This is a genomic window from Aquimarina algiphila (assembly GCF_007489275.1).
In the GTDB taxonomy this organism is placed as follows: Bacteria; Bacteroidota; Bacteroidia; order Flavobacteriales; family Flavobacteriaceae; genus Aquimarina; species Aquimarina algiphila.
The window spans coordinates 28852-46275 of record NZ_VLNR01000064.1 but is presented as its reverse complement, the minus strand read 5'-3'; the positions used below and the strand labels follow the sequence as shown (position 1 = coordinate 46275).

At 33.2% G+C, this 17424-nt stretch carries 17 protein-coding genes and 3 tRNA genes; 5 read left to right on the top strand and 15 right to left on the bottom strand.

Annotated features, from left to right (window positions below):
- Positions 1-59 precede the first annotated feature (59 nt).
- On the bottom strand, positions 60-1655 hold the full coding sequence (locus tag FOF46_RS23680) for a hypothetical protein (RefSeq protein WP_143918190.1): 1596 nt from the start codon (positions 1653-1655) through the stop codon (positions 60-62).
- A 265-nt stretch (positions 1656-1920) separates the two neighbouring features.
- Between FOF46_RS23680 and FOF46_RS23675 the strand changes: the two genes are divergently transcribed.
- From FOF46_RS23675 to FOF46_RS23660, 4 genes are all read left to right on the top strand, one after another.
- Positions 1921-2004: transfer RNA gene (locus FOF46_RS23675), tRNA-Ser, on the top strand.
- A gap of 12 nt (positions 2005-2016) precedes the next feature.
- Positions 2017-2091, top strand: a tRNA-Pro gene (locus FOF46_RS23670).
- A 15-nt stretch (positions 2092-2106) separates the two neighbouring features.
- Positions 2107-2180, top strand: a tRNA-Arg gene (locus FOF46_RS23665).
- A gap of 147 nt (positions 2181-2327) precedes the next feature.
- Complete coding sequence (locus FOF46_RS23660; protein WP_143918189.1) at positions 2328-3626, top strand: phage integrase SAM-like domain-containing protein; 1299 nt, start codon at positions 2328-2330, stop codon at positions 3624-3626.
- Between the two features lie 4 nt (positions 3627-3630).
- Here FOF46_RS23660 and FOF46_RS23655 read toward each other — a convergent pair whose 3' ends face one another.
- The 12 genes from FOF46_RS23655 to FOF46_RS23600 all read right to left on the bottom strand — a co-directional run bounded on the left by FOF46_RS23655 (position 3631) and on the right by FOF46_RS23600 (position 12846).
- Positions 3631-4077 carry a DUF5675 family protein gene (locus FOF46_RS23655; RefSeq protein WP_143918188.1) on the bottom strand — a complete coding sequence of 149 codons (447 nt, stop codon included), beginning with the start codon at positions 4075-4077 and terminating at the stop codon, positions 3631-3633.
- On the bottom strand, positions 4064-4600 hold the full coding sequence (locus FOF46_RS23650; RefSeq protein ID WP_143918187.1) for a hypothetical protein: 537 nt from the start codon (positions 4598-4600) through the stop codon (positions 4064-4066). Before FOF46_RS23650 ends, FOF46_RS23655 begins: the two co-directional genes overlap by 14 nt.
- Before the next feature lie 18 nt (positions 4601-4618).
- A complete protein-coding gene (locus FOF46_RS23645) occupies positions 4619-5536 on the bottom strand; it encodes a hypothetical protein (protein WP_143918186.1) in 918 nt (305 codons plus the stop codon).
- Positions 5536-5766: a hypothetical protein gene (locus FOF46_RS23640; protein ID WP_143918185.1), complete on the bottom strand. Its 231-nt coding sequence runs from the start codon at positions 5764-5766 to the stop codon at positions 5536-5538. The genes FOF46_RS23645 and FOF46_RS23640 overlap by 1 nt, the downstream gene beginning before the upstream one ends.
- Positions 5767-5778: 12 nt before the next feature.
- Positions 5779-6912, bottom strand: a complete 1134-nt coding sequence (locus tag FOF46_RS23635; protein ID WP_143918184.1) for a hypothetical protein — start codon at positions 6910-6912, stop codon at positions 5779-5781.
- Complete coding sequence (locus tag FOF46_RS23630) at positions 6905-7504, bottom strand: DUF6712 family protein (RefSeq protein WP_143918183.1); 600 nt, start codon at positions 7502-7504, stop codon at positions 6905-6907. Before FOF46_RS23630 ends, FOF46_RS23635 begins: the two co-directional genes overlap by 8 nt.
- On the bottom strand, positions 7479-8663 hold the full coding sequence (locus tag FOF46_RS23625; protein ID WP_143918182.1) for a hypothetical protein: 1185 nt from the start codon (positions 8661-8663) through the stop codon (positions 7479-7481). Before FOF46_RS23625 ends, FOF46_RS23630 begins: the two co-directional genes overlap by 26 nt.
- A 3-nt stretch (positions 8664-8666) precedes the next feature.
- Positions 8667-9536 carry a hypothetical protein gene (locus FOF46_RS23620; RefSeq protein WP_143918181.1) on the bottom strand — a complete coding sequence of 290 codons (870 nt, stop codon included), beginning with the start codon at positions 9534-9536 and terminating at the stop codon, positions 8667-8669.
- A 2-nt stretch (positions 9537-9538) separates the two neighbouring features.
- Positions 9539-10147, bottom strand: a complete 609-nt coding sequence (locus tag FOF46_RS23615) for a hypothetical protein (RefSeq protein ID WP_143918180.1) — start codon at positions 10145-10147, stop codon at positions 9539-9541.
- 10 nt (positions 10148-10157) lie between these two features.
- Complete coding sequence (locus FOF46_RS23610) at positions 10158-11255, bottom strand: hypothetical protein (RefSeq protein WP_143918179.1); 1098 nt, start codon at positions 11253-11255, stop codon at positions 10158-10160.
- 2 nt (positions 11256-11257) lie between these two features.
- Complete coding sequence (locus tag FOF46_RS23605) at positions 11258-12346, bottom strand: Clp protease ClpP (protein ID WP_143918178.1); 1089 nt, start codon at positions 12344-12346, stop codon at positions 11258-11260.
- Positions 12347-12612: 266 nt separating this feature from the next.
- Positions 12613-12846, bottom strand: a complete 234-nt coding sequence (locus tag FOF46_RS23600; RefSeq protein WP_244299729.1) for a helix-turn-helix domain-containing protein — start codon at positions 12844-12846, stop codon at positions 12613-12615.
- A 198-nt stretch (positions 12847-13044) separates the two neighbouring features.
- On the opposite strand from FOF46_RS23600, the gene FOF46_RS23595 reads away from it, so the two are divergent.
- On the top strand, positions 13045-13461 hold the full coding sequence (locus FOF46_RS23595; RefSeq protein WP_143918177.1) for a hypothetical protein: 417 nt from the start codon (positions 13045-13047) through the stop codon (positions 13459-13461).
- Between the two features lie 477 nt (positions 13462-13938).
- On the opposite strand, the gene FOF46_RS23585 is transcribed toward FOF46_RS23595, so the two are convergent.
- Together FOF46_RS23585 and FOF46_RS23580 are read right to left on the bottom strand one after the other, a co-directional pair.
- Positions 13939-16845, bottom strand: a complete 2907-nt coding sequence (locus FOF46_RS23585) for a coiled-coil domain-containing protein (RefSeq protein ID WP_143918175.1) — start codon at positions 16843-16845, stop codon at positions 13939-13941.
- Entirely contained in the window at positions 16845-17423 is a 579-nt protein-coding gene (locus tag FOF46_RS23580) for a hypothetical protein (protein WP_143918174.1), read from the bottom strand. The genes FOF46_RS23585 and FOF46_RS23580 overlap by 1 nt, the downstream gene beginning before the upstream one ends.
- Position 17424: the final 1 nt, after the last annotated feature.

The window sequence follows — 17424 nt, the reverse complement described above, 5'->3', positions numbered from 1 at the left end:
AGTATTATAAAAAGAAAAAAACACTTGTTCGAAGGTATAACCAAAAAGTAGTCTACTTATTATTTTGCTATCGATATTTTGACTAATAAATTATTCTTTTTCCCATCATACGCTTCAAGAATCATATCTTTATTAGGCAAAGTAGCAGCTTTAGTAATTTCTAAAACATCTAATCTAGAATTTCTAACATCACTTCCTGTTAAGATAGCTTCTTTAGTAGTCTCTCCAGTAGTATCATCGATAACATAAGATGTTAGATAAATAAACTCTTTCTTCCCATCAAAATATCGTGTTGGAGTTTCATCAAATGAACGTTTTAGATTAGTAAAATCGTCAATATAGAATAAATAATGTTTTCCTCCGTGCATAAAGTTCTTATATGACATACTCCTTTTACTCACTGTTCCCATTTGATATTTTGGTAATTTATGCATCCATATCATACTACCATTAGAATCGAGTTTGAAAGCAAAAATATCTCTATAATAATATCTATACGTAGTTCTTGATCCCGACGAACTCGATGTTGTAAAAGATTCTACAAAGCGTTGTTCTCCAAATAAAACTGTACTCCCATCTGCATTAAAAACAACATCATTAACTCTAAGGTTTTCAAGATCTTTCATATCATTGTCTTTTTGAGTTCCTTCATTTATCCTTTCTTCTCTTTTAAGTATTAGAGCTTGTAAATTTTCCTCAGGGATGTCAGACTTTATAACAGACCCTACGGTCCCATTATCAGTCAGTGTCGCAGAAAAAACACCCGAAATCTCATTTTTATTACCTCTATTCGCATAGAAACCAGAGATTTTTATTTTCCCGGAGTCATCTACTTCTATAGCCGCATCAGTTATTGATTTTCCAGAAATATCAAGTTTACTTTTAATAACCTCGCTTCCATCCTGAGTGATTTTAAAAACTTCTGTATGATATGTGTTTTCTAATTTATCTTTATCATCTGATTCTGCATTAAAAATTGAAGCAGTCATATAAAAATGTCCATCATTACCTATAGCAAAATCTTCATTTTGGATTCTGTTAGAGGGATAAGGTAATGTTACTTTTCTTTTCCAAAGAAGATTTAAAGCATCACTATACACAGCAATTCCTATTTTATCAGCTTTATTCGAGCCTGTTTCTATACGAAATAAGACCAAGAGGTTTTTACCATCTGCAGACTTTTTAAAAGCAAACTTATTTATCCTTCCTCCGGCATCAAACCCATATGTGCTCTTAAAACCAAAATCTCTATTAATATTTTCTCTATCATTTACAAGTTGGATTGGTTTTTCTACCACTATACCAGTAAGTGAAACTTTTTGAGCATATGCTTTGTCATTAATAGAATAAAACACAACTGCTTTCCCTCCCAATTCCATCACAGTTTCAAAATCACCTTTATCTTCTACAACTTGTCGTTTCTTTACATCTTCTTTTAGGTTATCAAGAGAATATCGTTGTATTGTCATCGAATTACGTCCCTTTTTAATAGAGGCAAGCCGATTACCAGAAGCTACATGATACGTATTAAGACTTCGTATTCTTTTATACTTCTCTCCTAATTTAAATGTAAAATCTTCTAAAAGAATAGGCTTTTGGGCAAAAGTATATGAAGAAACAAATACTAAAAATACCAAAAAGCATTTCATATTCATTCCTATATTGTTTTTGTTCATATTCATAACATAATGTATAGGTCAATAGTTTACAAATATATAAAAGAAGTATTTAAGGATTCTTCAACTCGTAAATCAAAATGTAAGCTAATTTATTTCTTCTGAAAAAACTGATTTTCAACTTTTTAAAAACGTGCAATAATCAAATAGAAAAATATGGTAAAAAAATGTTGCATTGTAGATTCATAAAAGCTACATTTGCATCCGCATTTGAAACAATAATGCGACGTTCATAAAAGAATAAGGAGAGGTGCCAGAGTGGTAATGGAGCAGATTGCTAATCTGTCGACGCGCAAGTGTCGCCCGGGTTCGAGTCCCGGTCTCTCCGCACTTTTATTTTCGGGGTGTAGCGTAGCCCGGTTATCGCGCCGCGTTTGGGACGCGGAGGTCGCAGGTTCGAATCCTGCCACCCCGACTTTTACAGAGTTACGGGCTCGTAGCTCAGCTGGATAGAGCACCTCCCTTCTAAGGAGGCGGTCATAGGTTCGAATCCTATCGGGCTCACAAGGCAAAACCTACTGATTTTCAGTAGGTTTCCTTGTTTTTAGACAGTTTCTTTCGACAATAAATCTTAAGTATTTTGTCCATTTCTAACCAATTTATACCAAAAAATACTAGATTTGTTAGACAAATGTTCGACACTTTTAAAGTATGATAGAAGCCAATATAATTGTAGAAACTAAAAGGAAAACTTCTAAGGGATATGCTATTAAGATTGAAGTTTACTCAAAACGTAGATACAAATATATTGGATTAAAAAAATATCAGAATAGTAAAACACTAAAAATAGATTCCGAAATAGCAAATAGGTTGACTAACCTAGAAAAAGAAGTTGAGTACTGTAATAAATTAAAATTAGATCTTGATTCCTCTATTGAGGTTATTCAAAAAGGCCTTGACAATAATCCTGAATTAGAAATATTCTTACTCAAACAGCGTATACAACAAATACAAAATGATTCAGGAATAAAACTACTAGAGTTTTTTGATATTCGTATAAAAGAACTTAAGGACTTATCCAAATCCATAAAAGCATACGAAGAAACTAAAATACAGGTTAAATACTTTCTTACCTATACAGAAGAAGATGATATTCTGATAAACAATATTGATTATGAATGGCTTCAAAAATTCATAAGATTTAAAAAAATGAACACAAAACAAGGAGCTGGGGGTGTTAACTTTTATCTTAAAAAAATTCGTGCAGTCTATAAAGAAGCTCAGAAAAGAGAATCTTTAAACATAAAAAAAGATAATCCATTTCTAGGCCTGATCAATAATGAAACAACAAAAGAGGTAATAAATATCCCAATTGACGATATTAAAAAGTTATTCCAATTTATAGATAGTTATAAATTATTTGTTTCTGAAGGGGTTAAATTGTCTAATAATAAAGGGATAACCAAAAAAAATGCTTTATCCTGTATAAGAGCAGTAGAATTGTGGCTTTTTCAAATTGCGATAGGTGGATTTGATTTTGCTGATATTGCGTATTTAAAATGGAAAGATATCGACAGAAATAGAATCTCATTCAGAAGATATAAAAACAGGAATAAACCAAAAGGAGGATCATTAGTTGACAATATGCTATCCGATTTTGCTTTATATGTTATTGACAAATATGGAGACAAAACTCAAGAGAACGTATTTTCCTTCATTCCTGACTTAGCATCAGGCCATTATATTGAGTTTAGAAATAATATTGGGAAAATCTTAAATCGAGTGTCTGATAAGCTTGAATTTAAAGAACGTATTAGAACTAAATCTCCAAGATATATTTACCGTTCACTTGCAGGCGAATTATTAATTGATACATTGGTAATTATGCAAATTCAGGGCCACAAACCTGAAGGAGTTACCTATAAATATCAAAGAAAACTACCTTATGAAGTAATTGACAAAGAGCACCAAAAGGTGTTAGATATGATTTTCACTAATCAAAAAAAATGAAAATTTAATATACTATCTCATCAATTATGGTAATAGTAGTTTCTTTTAAATTTTTAAGGGCCTTATGAAACATCTTGGTAGTATTCGAACTATAAGTTACATCGTAATACCCGTCTTTGTCAATATCAGTTAGATTAATACCTGGGGCAATACAACCATTAAGTTGATCCCAAAAATTAGCCGAATGTATTTTACATTCTGATCGATTGGGAACATTTTTTATTTCCCAAAGGTTCATTTCGAATTTTGGTGAATACTCAAGTACTAAAGGATAAGTTCCTGAAGGAATTCTACTAACATTTTTCTTGTTATTTCGATCACCACGTTCTATACACAATGATCCAAATATCGGTTGACCTTCTTCATTAACCACAAGTAAAGAACCAGTTGTTTGATTACCATCGCTCCAATGCCTTAAAAGAATAACACGCTTAGATTTATCCTTTTGCATTTTTAAAGGCATCAAGGTTCATATCTTTATTGAACTTGGTTATTTTGCTGATCCAAGATGTAGGAGGGAATTTTCCGTTAGTAATGATAGAACAATTCATTAAAGCAGAACCTGCTGGGTATACAAAAACCATTAATCTACTAATTACACTAAAATAATCCGTGATAAAATTACCACCACCTAGAATATGCTTAAAACCTTCTATTAGATACCCAACAGCAATAACAAGCAAACATTTCAGAACAAATCCCTTGATGTTTTCTTTCATTGAGAAATCTCGTTTTACAAATGCGTGAATATATGATCCGAGAATATGATCAACTATTATAGCCCCCATCACGAACAGTACATAAACAAAATTAATAGAAAACCATTCCATTATCTTTTCTCCAAGAAACCCAAATGGTGAAGTAATTAAAGATAAATAAAAAGTTGATTTAACCTTAGCTAATACAGTTCCGCTATGTATACTTAGTAGATTTTTATAAATGAATTTCTTTATAATAAATAATATTGTATTCATGAAGTAGGTTTTAATTATTTAATCAACTGTTGTTGTTATCTCTCTCCAGTTCGTACCGTCATAGTATTTCATTTTATTTGCTTCATCAGAATCAAAAATAATCATTCCAGATTGAGCATTTGTAATTGAAGATTTAGAAACAGGATATAAAATTACAGATCCATTTTTGAAAATGGTAAAAGCATTTTTCGGATTTGAAGACGTTCCATTTGCCACATTAAAAATCCTATCTGTGGATTCAATAGCAGTTGTAGATATTGGAGTATATACAATCGGAAAAGAGCCTATAGAAAACTCAGCATATGAAGGTGCTGAAGTCCCTTCTCCGGCCGAAAAACTAGCATAACCTGATGAATCTGTATCAGAATTAAAAGAAGCTGAATAATCTCCTCCTGAATTATTATCTCCATTAGCCGCGAATGATAATAAACCAGGTGAATCACTTGTACCAAAAGCAACGGATCCTACTCCCGTAGCTCCTTTTGTTGTCGAAGGGTTGTTACTAAAAGAAAAATCAATCGCAAAAGCACCTCTATCACCATAATTAGCGGGGTCTCTTCCAACTAATGTCCAAAAATCATTTCCATTTTCTGTTTTTAGTTCCAGTCCAGTGCCAGAACCTCCTCCTCCTGAAATAGTTACCATTCCATTCGGTGAAGTACCAGAAATAGTAGCGCCTGTGAAATTAATAGTAGATACTCCATTTAAAGTATTAGTCCCATCAGTGATGTTAATTCCTGATAAACCTCCTAAAGGATTCCATGTTGTACCATTATAAATATTTAATCCATATGAATCATCCATATATAGCCATCCGGCACTAGGGGCTGATGGAGTTGTAGAGCTCGTTTCAAATCGTATCACATCAACCATAGGTTTTTGAGCAAAACCAATACATATCATTAAAAAAGTTACTATAAAAATTATTTTCTTCATTATATATTATTTAGGTGTATTTTCACTTTAGTTTTGTCATTAATATCAAAGGGTAATGCTATTACCTGACCCATTACAAATTCATCGCCATTCATACCAAAAAAAATATGTCCAACAGCAAAAGCTGTAGTTTCTGGTAGTGCATTCATTATGGTGTATCCATTAACAATTGGATTTACGGGTGTGTTTTTTGGTTCTTCAATGATCCATCTTTTGGTTATTTTTGTCATTTATTTTTAATTTTATGGTATGAAGTAAAAACCAGAAAGTCCAATTACACCATTGGTAAAAGTCACTCCTGAAATTAAACTTATAGAATTATCAAAAGATGTCTGACCAACAAGGCCTACCCTTCTCTTTGAACCGCCCCCTGGAAATACATTTGACATATTTCCTGATAAAGAATAAAAGTTAATATTTGAACCTGAAAAAATAGTAACATCAATCCCTGCTTGATCAGGAACCTCATTGATAACTGAAGTTTCAGGGAAACCTTCTATTTGCAATTGACTAGATGGGGTTCCGACCGTATTTATTCCGGTTAAGATCATGGTAAAAGAAACCTTCTTTCCTATTCTAATGGCTCGCCCCTCATTTGAGCCTCCAATAGTATATGTTGCACCTCCACCCACATCAAGTAATGAACCAAAGAATGTATATTCCTCATAGAAACCATTTGGCATTAGACCTGCATTGTCTTTATTCGATAAAGGGAATACAAAACCTGTTCCTGTACTTGATGAAATTTGTCTTGTATCAACATTATACGTAATATTTGTATCAGCTCCTCCGCTTCCCCCACTGCCAGTTCCTGAATTTAAAAAATATGTTACTAGAACATTCTCTCCAACCTCCAGAGGTGTGCTAAATGAAATCTCATTATTTAATACCGTATAATCTACTGAAGGAGATAATGAAACACCCGCTACACTTAAAATTAGAATTGCCGATTCTATATTCCTTGATAGTGTTATTTTTGTTTGTGCATCAGTTGCTAAAAATGATTCTTGATAAGCTGACATTCCTCCTGTCATAGCAGCTTGCCCAATAGTTCCATCTGCATTAGTATAAACTAATGCATTTCCAGGCATAGGAATTAATCCATCTGGTATAATTCTAATATTACCATTTATTTGTATTAGTTCATCCCCAACTATTAAAGATGTTGCTTTTCCATCATTAATATTTACTGCAAAGTCTGGAGTAACCTGAATTTTAGTAGATTTTTTTAATGTATTCACTCCTTGATACAAAGCGTTATCATCATTTTGGTTGACAACCGCTTTGATCTCGTTCATGTCATCATCCCAAACCTGATTTTTCCTTACAGTTTTTGGTTTGACTCCTACTTTATTGTCGTATGTTATCTTAGTCATCCTTCTTGATTACTTTAACTTTGTTTCTCCTTGTACCATCTGTTTTACCTCCTTTACACTTTGAACATCCATTCCCACCACAACTACACTTGCAAGCAGTACAACCAGAACATAAAGTTTCATCAAAATTTGAAAACTCGTCTTCATTAGCACACAAATATTCTAGAGTCATTTTCCAATAACTATATGCCATCTTTCTATTTTCATCATGCACTACTTTCAAATCAGATGGAGAAACCGGAATACTATCTTCGCTTTGCTTCACTACCACCGAAAATGGTGTATCTACAAATGACTTTCTATATATATAAGCTGCATAAGCATAATGTATTAGCACTCGCTTTAACCCAAAGTGAATTAGGGTTTTAGTTTTTCCTCCACATTCTATTGTAAATTTGGAGCCGTCAAGCAAATCTTTGTACTCAACATTCTCTCTATTTTCAATGACATCAACATAAAAAGAATTCCCTAAAAGCTTAACTAAATCTAAATTCTGACGCTCCAAGATATATTGCTCCAACACTTCAAAATCACAATGATGTGCTATTTGAGTGATATTTTGAAAATCAGACTTCTGTACCAGTAGATCCATCGATAATTGTTTTTATTTTGAATTCTGGATAAACTCCTTTAAATATTTTATTTAAAGTTTGTTCTATAGTTTTTCTTTCTTCTTCGGTTTCTTGGTTATAAATTTCCTGTGCAACTTTGAGAGCTTCCCCACTAGTTCCAAATAAGGATGAATCACTATTCTTAACCAATATCTTAGGGATATTATTAAAACAGTTTAATTGTCTTTCCTCTGTTTTTTGCTCATCATATTGAAACCTCTTAGTATCAACCTCAGATTTTACAGTTTCAAATTTTACGACCTCTTTAAGTTTTCCATTAGAATCAACCTCAGCCTCTACTTTTAAGATATTTGAAGAGTTTTCAGCACCTAATAATGATTTAAGTTGCTCATCTGTAATTTTTGCTTCATCTTCATCTGGATCAACTGCAACTGTAGCTACGGTGGCGCCTATAAATCCATTTCGGATATTGTCATTCCTGAATGTTGAAATCCTGTATTCGGTATCTGCATCTTCATATGCAGGATCTATGTAAGCATTTGCATAAATGTTTTCATCCTCTAAATTTACAAATAGTACTTGCCCTCTATACCCTTCTATCTTTAAATCAACCTTTTCCTTTGTGGTAAGAACTAACTTTTTATTATCACTATACTTATAAAAATCTTTATTTCTTTGAGCATTAATTACTGCCAAATTTGGATTGTAAGGGTAATACCATTTCTTTTTTTCTTTTGATTTCTTAGGAAACCCCTTAGTTATTTCCCATTTATTAGCAACCCAAATTTTGCCTTTATTTAAAAAATCATCCTCTTTAGAAATTCTACCTTTCTTTACTGGAATTACGTCTAAATAATTTGGTTCTCCTTCAATATTATAATTGATATGTAGAAAGAACGATTTTTGATAAGCTATTGACCTTGCTATCTTTTTTAAAATGGTATAAAAAGTATCTCCTTTTGTATTTATTACTGCTTTGTTGATATCACCTTCAAAACCTTTTCCAATAATAAAGTCAGCCATCTTATTGGCTGCTAACTTAGCGGTAACCGAGTTATTAATTAACCTTTCTATACGTTCAGGGTAGTTATTATCTTCCCCGTTATAATAAATAGAGTTGTCTTTCTCCATTACTGGAAAAAGACGTGTAAACAACTCTATTATTTTAGCTCTTGCCAATTATTACTTCTTTTTAACGTTGGTGTTTTTTGTCGATTTTTTTGGTTTTACAACTTTCAATTCTGTACTAGGCTCTTCGACTGCCTTAACTTCTTTGGTTTGATCCTCAGATTTTTTAGATTCTTCTGCTAATCGCTCTTCTTCAGCTTTCCGTTCTTCCTCTTCTATTTCTAACTGCTTCGCTGCAGCAATACGTTCTTCTTCTTGTTGTTTAGCAGCTTCAGCTTCTCGTGCCGCTGCTTCTTCTAATCGGTTCTCTTCCTGAGATTTTAAATTCGATTTTACAGCTACAAATTCAGACTCAAGAAGGATTTTGTTATCATTATAAACAGTTATCAAATCACCAAATTCACCTGTATCTAGGTCTGAAATCTCAAAGGTTTCAAGATCATCAAGAGTAAGCTCCTGAATCCTAGCACTGTTTTCTTCATAATAACTATCAATCAAAGCATTGATTCTAATAGAAAACTCCTCTGAGGATTCGATTTCCAATATTTCCCCTTCCTCAGTTAAACCTTCAGGCAACTCTTCGAAAAAAGTCAATTTTCTAGATTCAAAATATTTACCATCTTCTTGAGTAAGAAATTCAATCACTAAAGAATCTTCACTATTAGAAGTTATCACCTCACCATTACCAGGAACATACAATTGAGTATATTTTGGGTTCAACTTAAATGTGTTATCGTGTTTTTTCATTTGAATTATTTTATTAAACGATTTTTTCCATTTTGAAAAGGTGCTGGAAAAAGCACAGCCCGCACAATTTGGTTTTACCCCAAATTCTATCTCATATAGACGAAGAAACTCGGCAAAAAGCTCAGGGCTTTGCCTAACTTGATTTGCCGAGTATCTTATTATTTCTTGTTTTTCCATATTTATGGAGTTACGGCTACGGCTAACTTGTTTAGATATTTAGCATCCGTAGCTGGTAAATCAGCTTCCAACCATACTACTGGAGGATCTGTTTCGAAATCTGGAGCTTTACTAGCCAATGTATAGATAAATGCTCCTTTATTTTCACCTGTATTTTGCGAATACTCACCGATTTTCAAACCGTTTTCTAAGCCATATACCTTGTATTTATTTAAGTCGTCTGAAGCAGTTTTATCCAAAGTGATTGCAACTAAATCTGCACCTCTACCAAGGTTTCTTATATAAACTAAATTGGCTTCAGTAAGATTCCATCCTCTCAATGCCACTGTATGATTCCAATCGTCTGGAGCATCGTCATTCACATTTATAGAGTGAGATGCGTTGAATAAGCTTTTTCCGTTCAACCCCTTAATTAAATAACCTGTAGTACCAGGTTTTAAATTAATAGCAGTTGCTTTGTGCTCCGTGTCTGATTTCACTACAGAATAATTATCAATATCACAGCGGTTGATTAACAGAACAGCTTGTTCAATTCCTTTTACAATTATAGAATTACAATCTATAACTTGTTCTGCTACTATTTTACCGCATAATTCGCTACAATCTAACATATCTCCTTTTTTACATTGCTAAAATGAAGTCCGTATCCCTAAGAACTTTTACATCAAAATCATACTCTGATTCTACCTTCGTTTTTTTGTCATACGGATTATATACAATATCGAGGTTAGAGAGTTCACCAGAATCACAGGTTCCTATTGGCTCATTAGATTTATAAGTACAAACCGCTCTATGAGGATTCGTGTATCTAGTTCCATTATTAAGTTCTGGGAAAATTGGATTCCCCTCCCCATCAACAGCTTTAATTATTTTATCCCATTCATTAACTACCTTTATTGGACGTCCATAAATATTTAATCCTTCAAGAGTGTAAACATTCGTTTGAGGATCACGCTCACAACAATTAACTTGTTTTTCTTTACGTAACCATCTTAAATAGTTTGTAGCAAGTTCTCTAGTGGATTTAATAGGTGTATCACCTTTTTCTCTAAGCGTTTCGCTGTCCTCCATTGCCTCATGGATAGCGTTATAAGTATCATACCCTGTTGTGTAGCCAAGTTTCTGATCGGCATAGGTTGCGCCTGCATTTTCATCAATAGTAATTCTTTGCTCAGGCCTAGAGTTTGAAATAGCAACGTATTGAACAAATAATCCATCATGCCCGTTAAGAGCTGGATGAGTTGAAGTTATACCGGAGAAATAAGTTTTCGTCCAATGAGAGTTTCTAATATTTTGTCCAACTAAATCAACTAAAAAATCTAAGTATAGAGTCCCGTTAGGATCTGGGTCACTGCATCGCTCCGAGTTCATGAAGTCTTTAAGCTTGCAATCAATGTCTTTATAACAGAATTCAATTGCATTGGTATATACTGCTGTATTCCATGTCTTTTTAGACAAAGTAACTCCAACTTCAGTAGTGATGCTATCACAGGCAGAAGCCCTACGAGCTGCATTGTGCATAAAATCCCAAGGTTGTTCTGAATCTCCAAAAGGGATCGGTGAATTACACTTTACACCTGTAATAATATCATGATACTCCGTAATATCACCACTTTGAATGTATTCCTTAAAGATAATTTCATTAAATGAAACCTTATCAGCATCACTTAATTTATTAATTGAGTCTAATAATACCTGTACATCTATATTAAATGCCATAATTATTTATTTTTTCTGTTAGCAATCCCGTTAGCCAGAACATTTACGGGCTTTTTATTTTTATGTTCACCTGGCTTTTTCCCTTGTCCCTTCTTATCTGCATCTTCCTTAGATGCCAAGGCCTTCAATGACGCAAATACTTTCTCTCTCTTCTCAATAGTTTCTTTGAGAGATTTATTTTCTTCCTCAACTTTTTCAATCTTCTTATTGAAAATTGTTGAAACCGCTTCAATCACTTCTTGTTTGAATTTTTCAGGATCAAAGCTCGCCTCTTCTTCCATTTCTTCCTCTTTGATTTCAGTTAATTCTCCCGACTCAAACACAAAAGTTTGACCTGTAGCCATTAAATATTCCCCTTGTGCATCTTCTCCATCAATAGTAGCCTTAGCACCTAACATTATAGTGTCCCCATCTTCTAACTCAGGAAAATCTAAATCTGAACCATCTGCAGTTTTGATTACGAGGTTTAACACTTCTTCATCTTTCAAAGCATCCATGAACTGAGAAATAAATGATTTCTTTTTTTTAGTATTCATTTTTTGTTTTTTGTTGTGAGTTAAATATGCAAAGGGCTCTGCTTTTACTTCTAATACTTCAGTAGCAAACCCTAATTCCTTTGCTCTTTTAGGGTCTATAGTGGTTTCATCTCTCATAAGTGGAGAGATCGCTTCTTTTGTATTTCCTGTTTGTTTAGCATAGAAATCAACTAATTCACTTTCGGTTTTCTTTAAATCATTTCCTAATGTAATTAGGTGATCAGCCTCATAACCTCCTTGTGGTTGTAACCAAGGATTGTGAATTAATAAATGTGAATTTGGTAGCATAATACGTTTAGTACCTGCCATAAAAATTACAGAAGCAATGCTAGCAACTTCACCTATTGCAAGAGTAGTAACAGGTTTGTCTAAAGACTTAAGATAATTGTGGATATCAAACCCAACTTCAACGCTACCTCCTAATGATTTAATTTTAACTAAGTATTCCGGAGCATCTTTATTAGCATTAACTTGAGCTATTACACTTTCAAGTGTAATCCCCTTGCCATCTAGATTTCCAATATCTCCTACTATGTAGATTGTTCCAATACTCATACCCCAAAATTATTTACAATTGTCTTACAATATGGGTCAGTAATTTGACCTTTTTTTTCTATCTTTGAAACATGATAATAGGTGGAATCATAGCCCTTATTGGGATATATTTTTTGTGTAAAGGACTTATTTACTTTATGAAGTCAATTTATTACCTATTGAAATCTATTTTTGTAGAATTAAGAAAACAGTATCTACTTAGGAAACTTCATAATAGTAATGAATACCAAAAGTTTGAGCATGAATTAAACGAAATGTTATAAGCTTTATTTCTTTCTTACACCTAACCATTCTCCATCTGAATAAAAGTGTGCATAATCAGAAGTTGGCTCTATAAGTTCTATCACATCCACATTTAAAAAATCTGCTATTTGTATCAATGTTGTGAGTTTAGGAGATTTTAGTCGAGAATATAAACTACGATGAGCAATACCAATATGATTGGCAATATCATTCATGGTCTTACCTTTTAGCTTAGCTATTTGCTGTACTCGTTCCACTCTTCAAAGGTATATGATAATTTATTATCATACAAATAATAGTTAAATGATAATATTTTATCAATATAATTTGTTTATATGATAGTTTTTTATCATATTTACACTCTTTGAGATTTAAATTTTCACAGTCCAATGTGTAAAAGCACATTGAATTCAATAATAAAAATGTTTTTTTTATAAACTTAAAACCAAAATAACATGAAACCATTCTTTACTTTATTATTTGCTTTAATTTTATTTAGTTGTTCTAGTGATGATGATTCAGGGGTAGAACCCATAACATTATCCAAACCAATTTTTAAAGTTATTGAGAATCCTGATCTTAGCTACAACACCTTAGTTGTAGGCTTAACGATATTTAATAATTCAAATAATGATATTCAAGGAATTGAATATAGATTTCATGGACACGATTCAGTATTGGAAGGAGATATTATAGAAGAAGGTTTTCCAGGTGATCCAGTTGGTTATGTTTCACATTTTACAGAAGGTGATTGTGCTAATATATCTGCAAATTCATCTTGTAGTTTTGAAATAGAAATTAATACTAGAAAAGAAGTAAAAGGCGAACTTAAACTCGTGACTTTAGAATATCGCCTAGTTCCAAAAAGCTAAATACTTCTACTGAAATCTGTTACCACTCGTTTAACAGTTTCTTTACTTACTTTACAATCTTCAGCAGTCAATTGATAGCATAAAATTTTGCTTTTAATTGACTGTTTATTTTTTAAGTACATCTCATATATTATTTTGTGAGCATTAATAGTACAGCTCACTACACCCATATTCAATGCGGTTTTCAATATACCTTCTCTTTCTAGTTTTTTTATGAAATCGTATTTCACCATTTTTTTAAAACACAAATTTTGTCTGAATAAATAAGATTCTTAATAGGGCAAAGACAAATTTCTCCATTCTCATCTTTTGCTCCACACATCTCTCCTCCGAATACTTTGTCTGGTATACTATGCATACATGTATTACAAATTGAAAGTCTCCGTTCCGCTTCTGTTGAATCAATGTTTAAAACTCTCTTGGTAACAGCTTTAGCCACCTTATCAATATTTTTGATTCCCGATTTTATCCTATTCATTATAAGTCTGCTTGATTTTGTACTTCTATCCCATCATTAAAAACTCCAATAGTATCCTCTGCAACATTGGTAACTTTAATGTTTTGAATGTTATCCTCTATTAACTGTTGTGTTGATTGTAGGTTATTAGACTCTCTTGTTAACGATCTTGAAGTAATCCCTCCATTACGTGCAAAAGGTTGTCCTAATAATCCAGGATTACCACCTGCCGCAATTTGCATTTGTTGGAGCTGTGGTAAAAACATACTAACCGCCTCCCTTTTCATTATCATTTCACCATCTTCGGCCTCGATTAATATTCCTCCTTGAGAATGTCTTGCTCCTTTTAGTAAACCTCCTTGCTCTCCTTTAGGAATAGTTGCACCTACAGCTTGAACTCCAGAAGATAATGAACTAAGCCCTCCGGCAACATCTGCACCCCCAATATTTATACCAACAATTTTAGCCACATTTGCTAATCCAGATGCCACAGCAGCACCGGCAGCAACAGCTCCTAATGTAGGACCGACTACTGGGATTCCTGCTAACGAATTAAATGCATTTGTAGCTGATTGAAAAGTAGTTATGGTTGTTTCAGCAATCGCAGTAGCTTTTCCTATAGCGCTTTCTTTTCCAAAAATCTGACCTACAGCACTTAGAACTTGTAACCTTGCATCGATCTTTGCTTTAGAAAGCGCTCCTTCAATTTCTGCATTTTTAAGTGCATACTTTCTTTCAATATTGCTTTTTGCTTTCTCAAGTAATTCTTGGTTTTGAATTTCTTTGTTAGCTTTAGCAAGTTCAAGTTCTTGTTGTCTTTCTAAGTTTGCTTGTTGTAATTCGAATTCAGTGGCGTTACGTTCCTCGAGACTTAATATTCTTTCTTCAAATTCTAAAGCTTCCTTAGCTAACCTCTCCTCTATTTTTTGGTTTTCTAAATCAGATTTAATTTCTTCTTGCTCTGCATCGAAATTGTTTTTTAATTCTTGTTTAGCGGTAAGAAATTCTAACTCGCTAATAAGATCGGCTTCTCTTTGTTCTTTTAGTATTTCCTGTTCTGCTTCATAAATAGCATTTAACCTTTCAATCTCTTGTTCAACTAAAGCATCTGTTAACCGTTCTCCTTGTTCAATTCTAGATTGGTTTTGCGCTTCAAACAATTCAAGTTCTTGTTCCAGATTCTCTATTGTTGCTTCGGTCTGTCTTTCTAGAAACTCTTCTTTGATTCTTAAGACTTCAAGTTCAAATTCTATTTGGCTTAATCTACCAGTTTCTAGTTTTCTTCTAGAAATAGCAAGCTCGTCCTCTGCAATCTTCTCAGCAACTTTTAGTCTTTCTTGAAGACTTTCAGCTCGCTTACCTTCTGTAGCTATGAATAGTTTTAATTCATTTTGGTTTTGCTTAATCGCTTTATCAATTGCTTTTTGCCTAGCCGCTTCTTGTTCTTTTAAAATCGCGTTTCTAGCTCCTAAAAATCTAAGTTCTGTTTGTCTTTCCTGAGTTTGATTACGTACCAATTGGGCTCTTAGTTCTTCTAGTTCTTTTTGTTCTTCACGGCTTGTATCATTTGATTTTTGTTCTAATTCTAATTGCTGAATCTTGAGTTCTAGAATTTTGTTCTCTTCATCTTGTATGGCTTTGGCTAGTCTTCTGGCTTCCTCAGTAGCCTCTAACCTCTCGGTTGTAGATAAAGTAATATCCTTAGCAATCTGTTCCTGTTGTTTTAGCTGATCATTCAGATTAGCTCTTACCCCGATTATTCTTACCTCTGCATTTTCAATTTGTTTCGTTAATTCTGCAATTTGCTTACCTCTTGATATAGCATCTTTTACAGTGTTACTAACTGCATCAGCAGCTCCTTTTATTCCGTCAATTATTACCTTATTAGCTTTTTCAGTTTGAGCTATACCTTCCTTAATCGAGCTTAAATCAAATGTGAGTGCTCCTTTTACTATTTTAGCTAATCCTTGAAATCGGTTTATAACCTGGTTCTTTATAAAATCTAGTAGATCTGTAAGAACTTCTTTAGGATTCGAGAATGCTTCAAATAATGCTTTCCCAACTTTCTGTAATAACCCTACTAATGATTCAAAAATTACTCTTAATGGAATAAGAACACTATTTACTTTGTCGATCCCTTCCTGAGTAGAAGTTAAAAAAGCAATAAGAGCACCTACGGCAACAAGTATGGCGCCTATCCCTGTACTTATAAGTGCAATTTTAAAAGCTTTTAATGCTGTATTTACAATGTTGGTAGATTGAGCAACTAATCTTTGTGTTCCAGACAGAGCCCGAGCTTCTGCCGCTCCTTGTCGATAACTTGCAGCTAATGAATTAAAATCTGATTTAATGGCCTGACCTAATGGAGCTAGTGTTTTAAATGTTTGTTGAAGAGTACCTAGAATTTTATTAAATCCAGCTGTTTGACCGAAAGCATCTTTAATGGCACTGGTATAATCACCAATTCCTATTTTTTGTTGCTCATATTCAGATACATTTTCTTTTATGATTTTATTATTCTCATCAAGCTTTTTATTGATCTTATCTATTTGTTCTCTTCCCTCTTCCGTATTCCTATTTAGAGTTTTCCGTATAGATATTAATTCAGCATTACTAGCTCTCGCCTTAGCTTCTGTATCAACATTTCTATTCAAGGCATCACCTAATAGTTTCTGTGCTGAAGTTTGAGCTTCTACAATTTTATTATTAGTTCTTATTTCAGAACTTAACCTTTTAATTTCAATTTGGTTCTGAACATATCGTTGTCGTTGAGCATCAGTAGCATTGGTAAGTCCTTCGGTGTTTTTCTTTAAATCAGCATTAGACTTCTTAAGCCTATTCTGCTCAGAAATCAAATCACCTGTATCTGATATTATTTTATCGATACCTTCAATTTCAAAATCAACAAGATTTATCTTTTTTGCCATTATCCAAACTTTTTAATTAGGATCAACTCTAGATCTACATTTTGAGAAATTCCAGTTGCCCTTGCTTCCCCCATAAAAAAGTTAAACTTAGTCGCAGTTTTAACTCCAGTAGTTCCAAAATAGACCTTGTTGTTAAAATTTCCATTGTATATAATCGTTGGAAGTACCTGATATTGATCAGTTCCTATATCCTCCATTCGAACTTCATAAATTGATCCTATGTCGACTCCTGCATCTTGAATGGCAGTGCATTGTGTAAAAGTTCCATCTAAAATTGCTATAGGAGTTCCGTTTGGTTCCCCTCCAATATCTCCAAATCTAATAGTCCCTCCTCCTAAAAATGGCCTAACCTTATTATTGATCTCAATTATAGCATCACCCGCGTTTGTAGAAGTCAACCCCGTGCCTAGGTTATTAAAGTTTACATCATACATATCATCATCGGTCAAATTGAAATGAGAATCCCTGTAATCTTTTAGGACATTTCTCATTCTGAAAGCTGTAATAAATTTTATTAAATTGTCTGGGACTAGTGAATTAACTAATCCATTTAACCCCGATCTCCCTTGTTTTGCCATT

What these genes read in the sequence shown, in the direction of transcription:
- FOF46_RS23680 (WP_143918190.1), bottom strand. Translation starts at nt 1,655, where the DNA reads ATGAATATGAAATGCTTTTTGGTATTTTTAGTATTTGTTTCTTCATAT.
- FOF46_RS23660 (WP_143918189.1), top strand. Translation starts at nt 2,328, where the DNA reads ATGATAGAAGCCAATATAATTGTAGAAACTAAAAGGAAAACTTCTAAG.
- FOF46_RS23655 (WP_143918188.1), bottom strand. Translation starts at nt 4,077, where the DNA reads ATGCAAAAGGATAAATCTAAGCGTGTTATTCTTTTAAGGCATTGGAGC.
- FOF46_RS23650 (WP_143918187.1), bottom strand. Translation starts at nt 4,600, where the DNA reads ATGAATACAATATTATTTATTATAAAGAAATTCATTTATAAAAATCTA.
- FOF46_RS23645 (WP_143918186.1), bottom strand. Translation starts at nt 5,536, where the DNA reads ATGAAGAAAATAATTTTTATAGTAACTTTTTTAATGATATGTATTGGT.
- FOF46_RS23640 (WP_143918185.1), bottom strand. Translation starts at nt 5,766, where the DNA reads ATGACAAAAATAACCAAAAGATGGATCATTGAAGAACCAAAAAACACA.
- FOF46_RS23635 (WP_143918184.1), bottom strand. Translation starts at nt 6,912, where the DNA reads ATGACTAAGATAACATACGACAATAAAGTAGGAGTCAAACCAAAAACT.
- FOF46_RS23630 (WP_143918183.1), bottom strand. Translation starts at nt 7,504, where the DNA reads ATGGATCTACTGGTACAGAAGTCTGATTTTCAAAATATCACTCAAATA.
- FOF46_RS23620 (WP_143918181.1), bottom strand. Translation starts at nt 9,536, where the DNA reads ATGGAAAAACAAGAAATAATAAGATACTCGGCAAATCAAGTTAGGCAA.
- FOF46_RS23615 (WP_143918180.1), bottom strand. Translation starts at nt 10,147, where the DNA reads ATGTTAGATTGTAGCGAATTATGCGGTAAAATAGTAGCAGAACAAGTT.
- FOF46_RS23610 (WP_143918179.1), bottom strand. Translation starts at nt 11,255, where the DNA reads ATGGCATTTAATATAGATGTACAGGTATTATTAGACTCAATTAATAAA.
- FOF46_RS23605 (WP_143918178.1), bottom strand. Translation starts at nt 12,346, where the DNA reads ATGAGTATTGGAACAATCTACATAGTAGGAGATATTGGAAATCTAGAT.
- FOF46_RS23595 (WP_143918177.1), top strand. Translation starts at nt 13,045, where the DNA reads ATGAAACCATTCTTTACTTTATTATTTGCTTTAATTTTATTTAGTTGT.
- FOF46_RS23585 (WP_143918175.1), bottom strand. Translation starts at nt 16,845, where the DNA reads ATGGCAAAAAAGATAAATCTTGTTGATTTTGAAATTGAAGGTATCGAT.
- FOF46_RS23580 (WP_143918174.1), bottom strand. Translation starts at nt 17,423, where the DNA reads ATGGCAAAACAAGGGAGATCGGGGTTAAATGGATTAGTTAATTCACTA.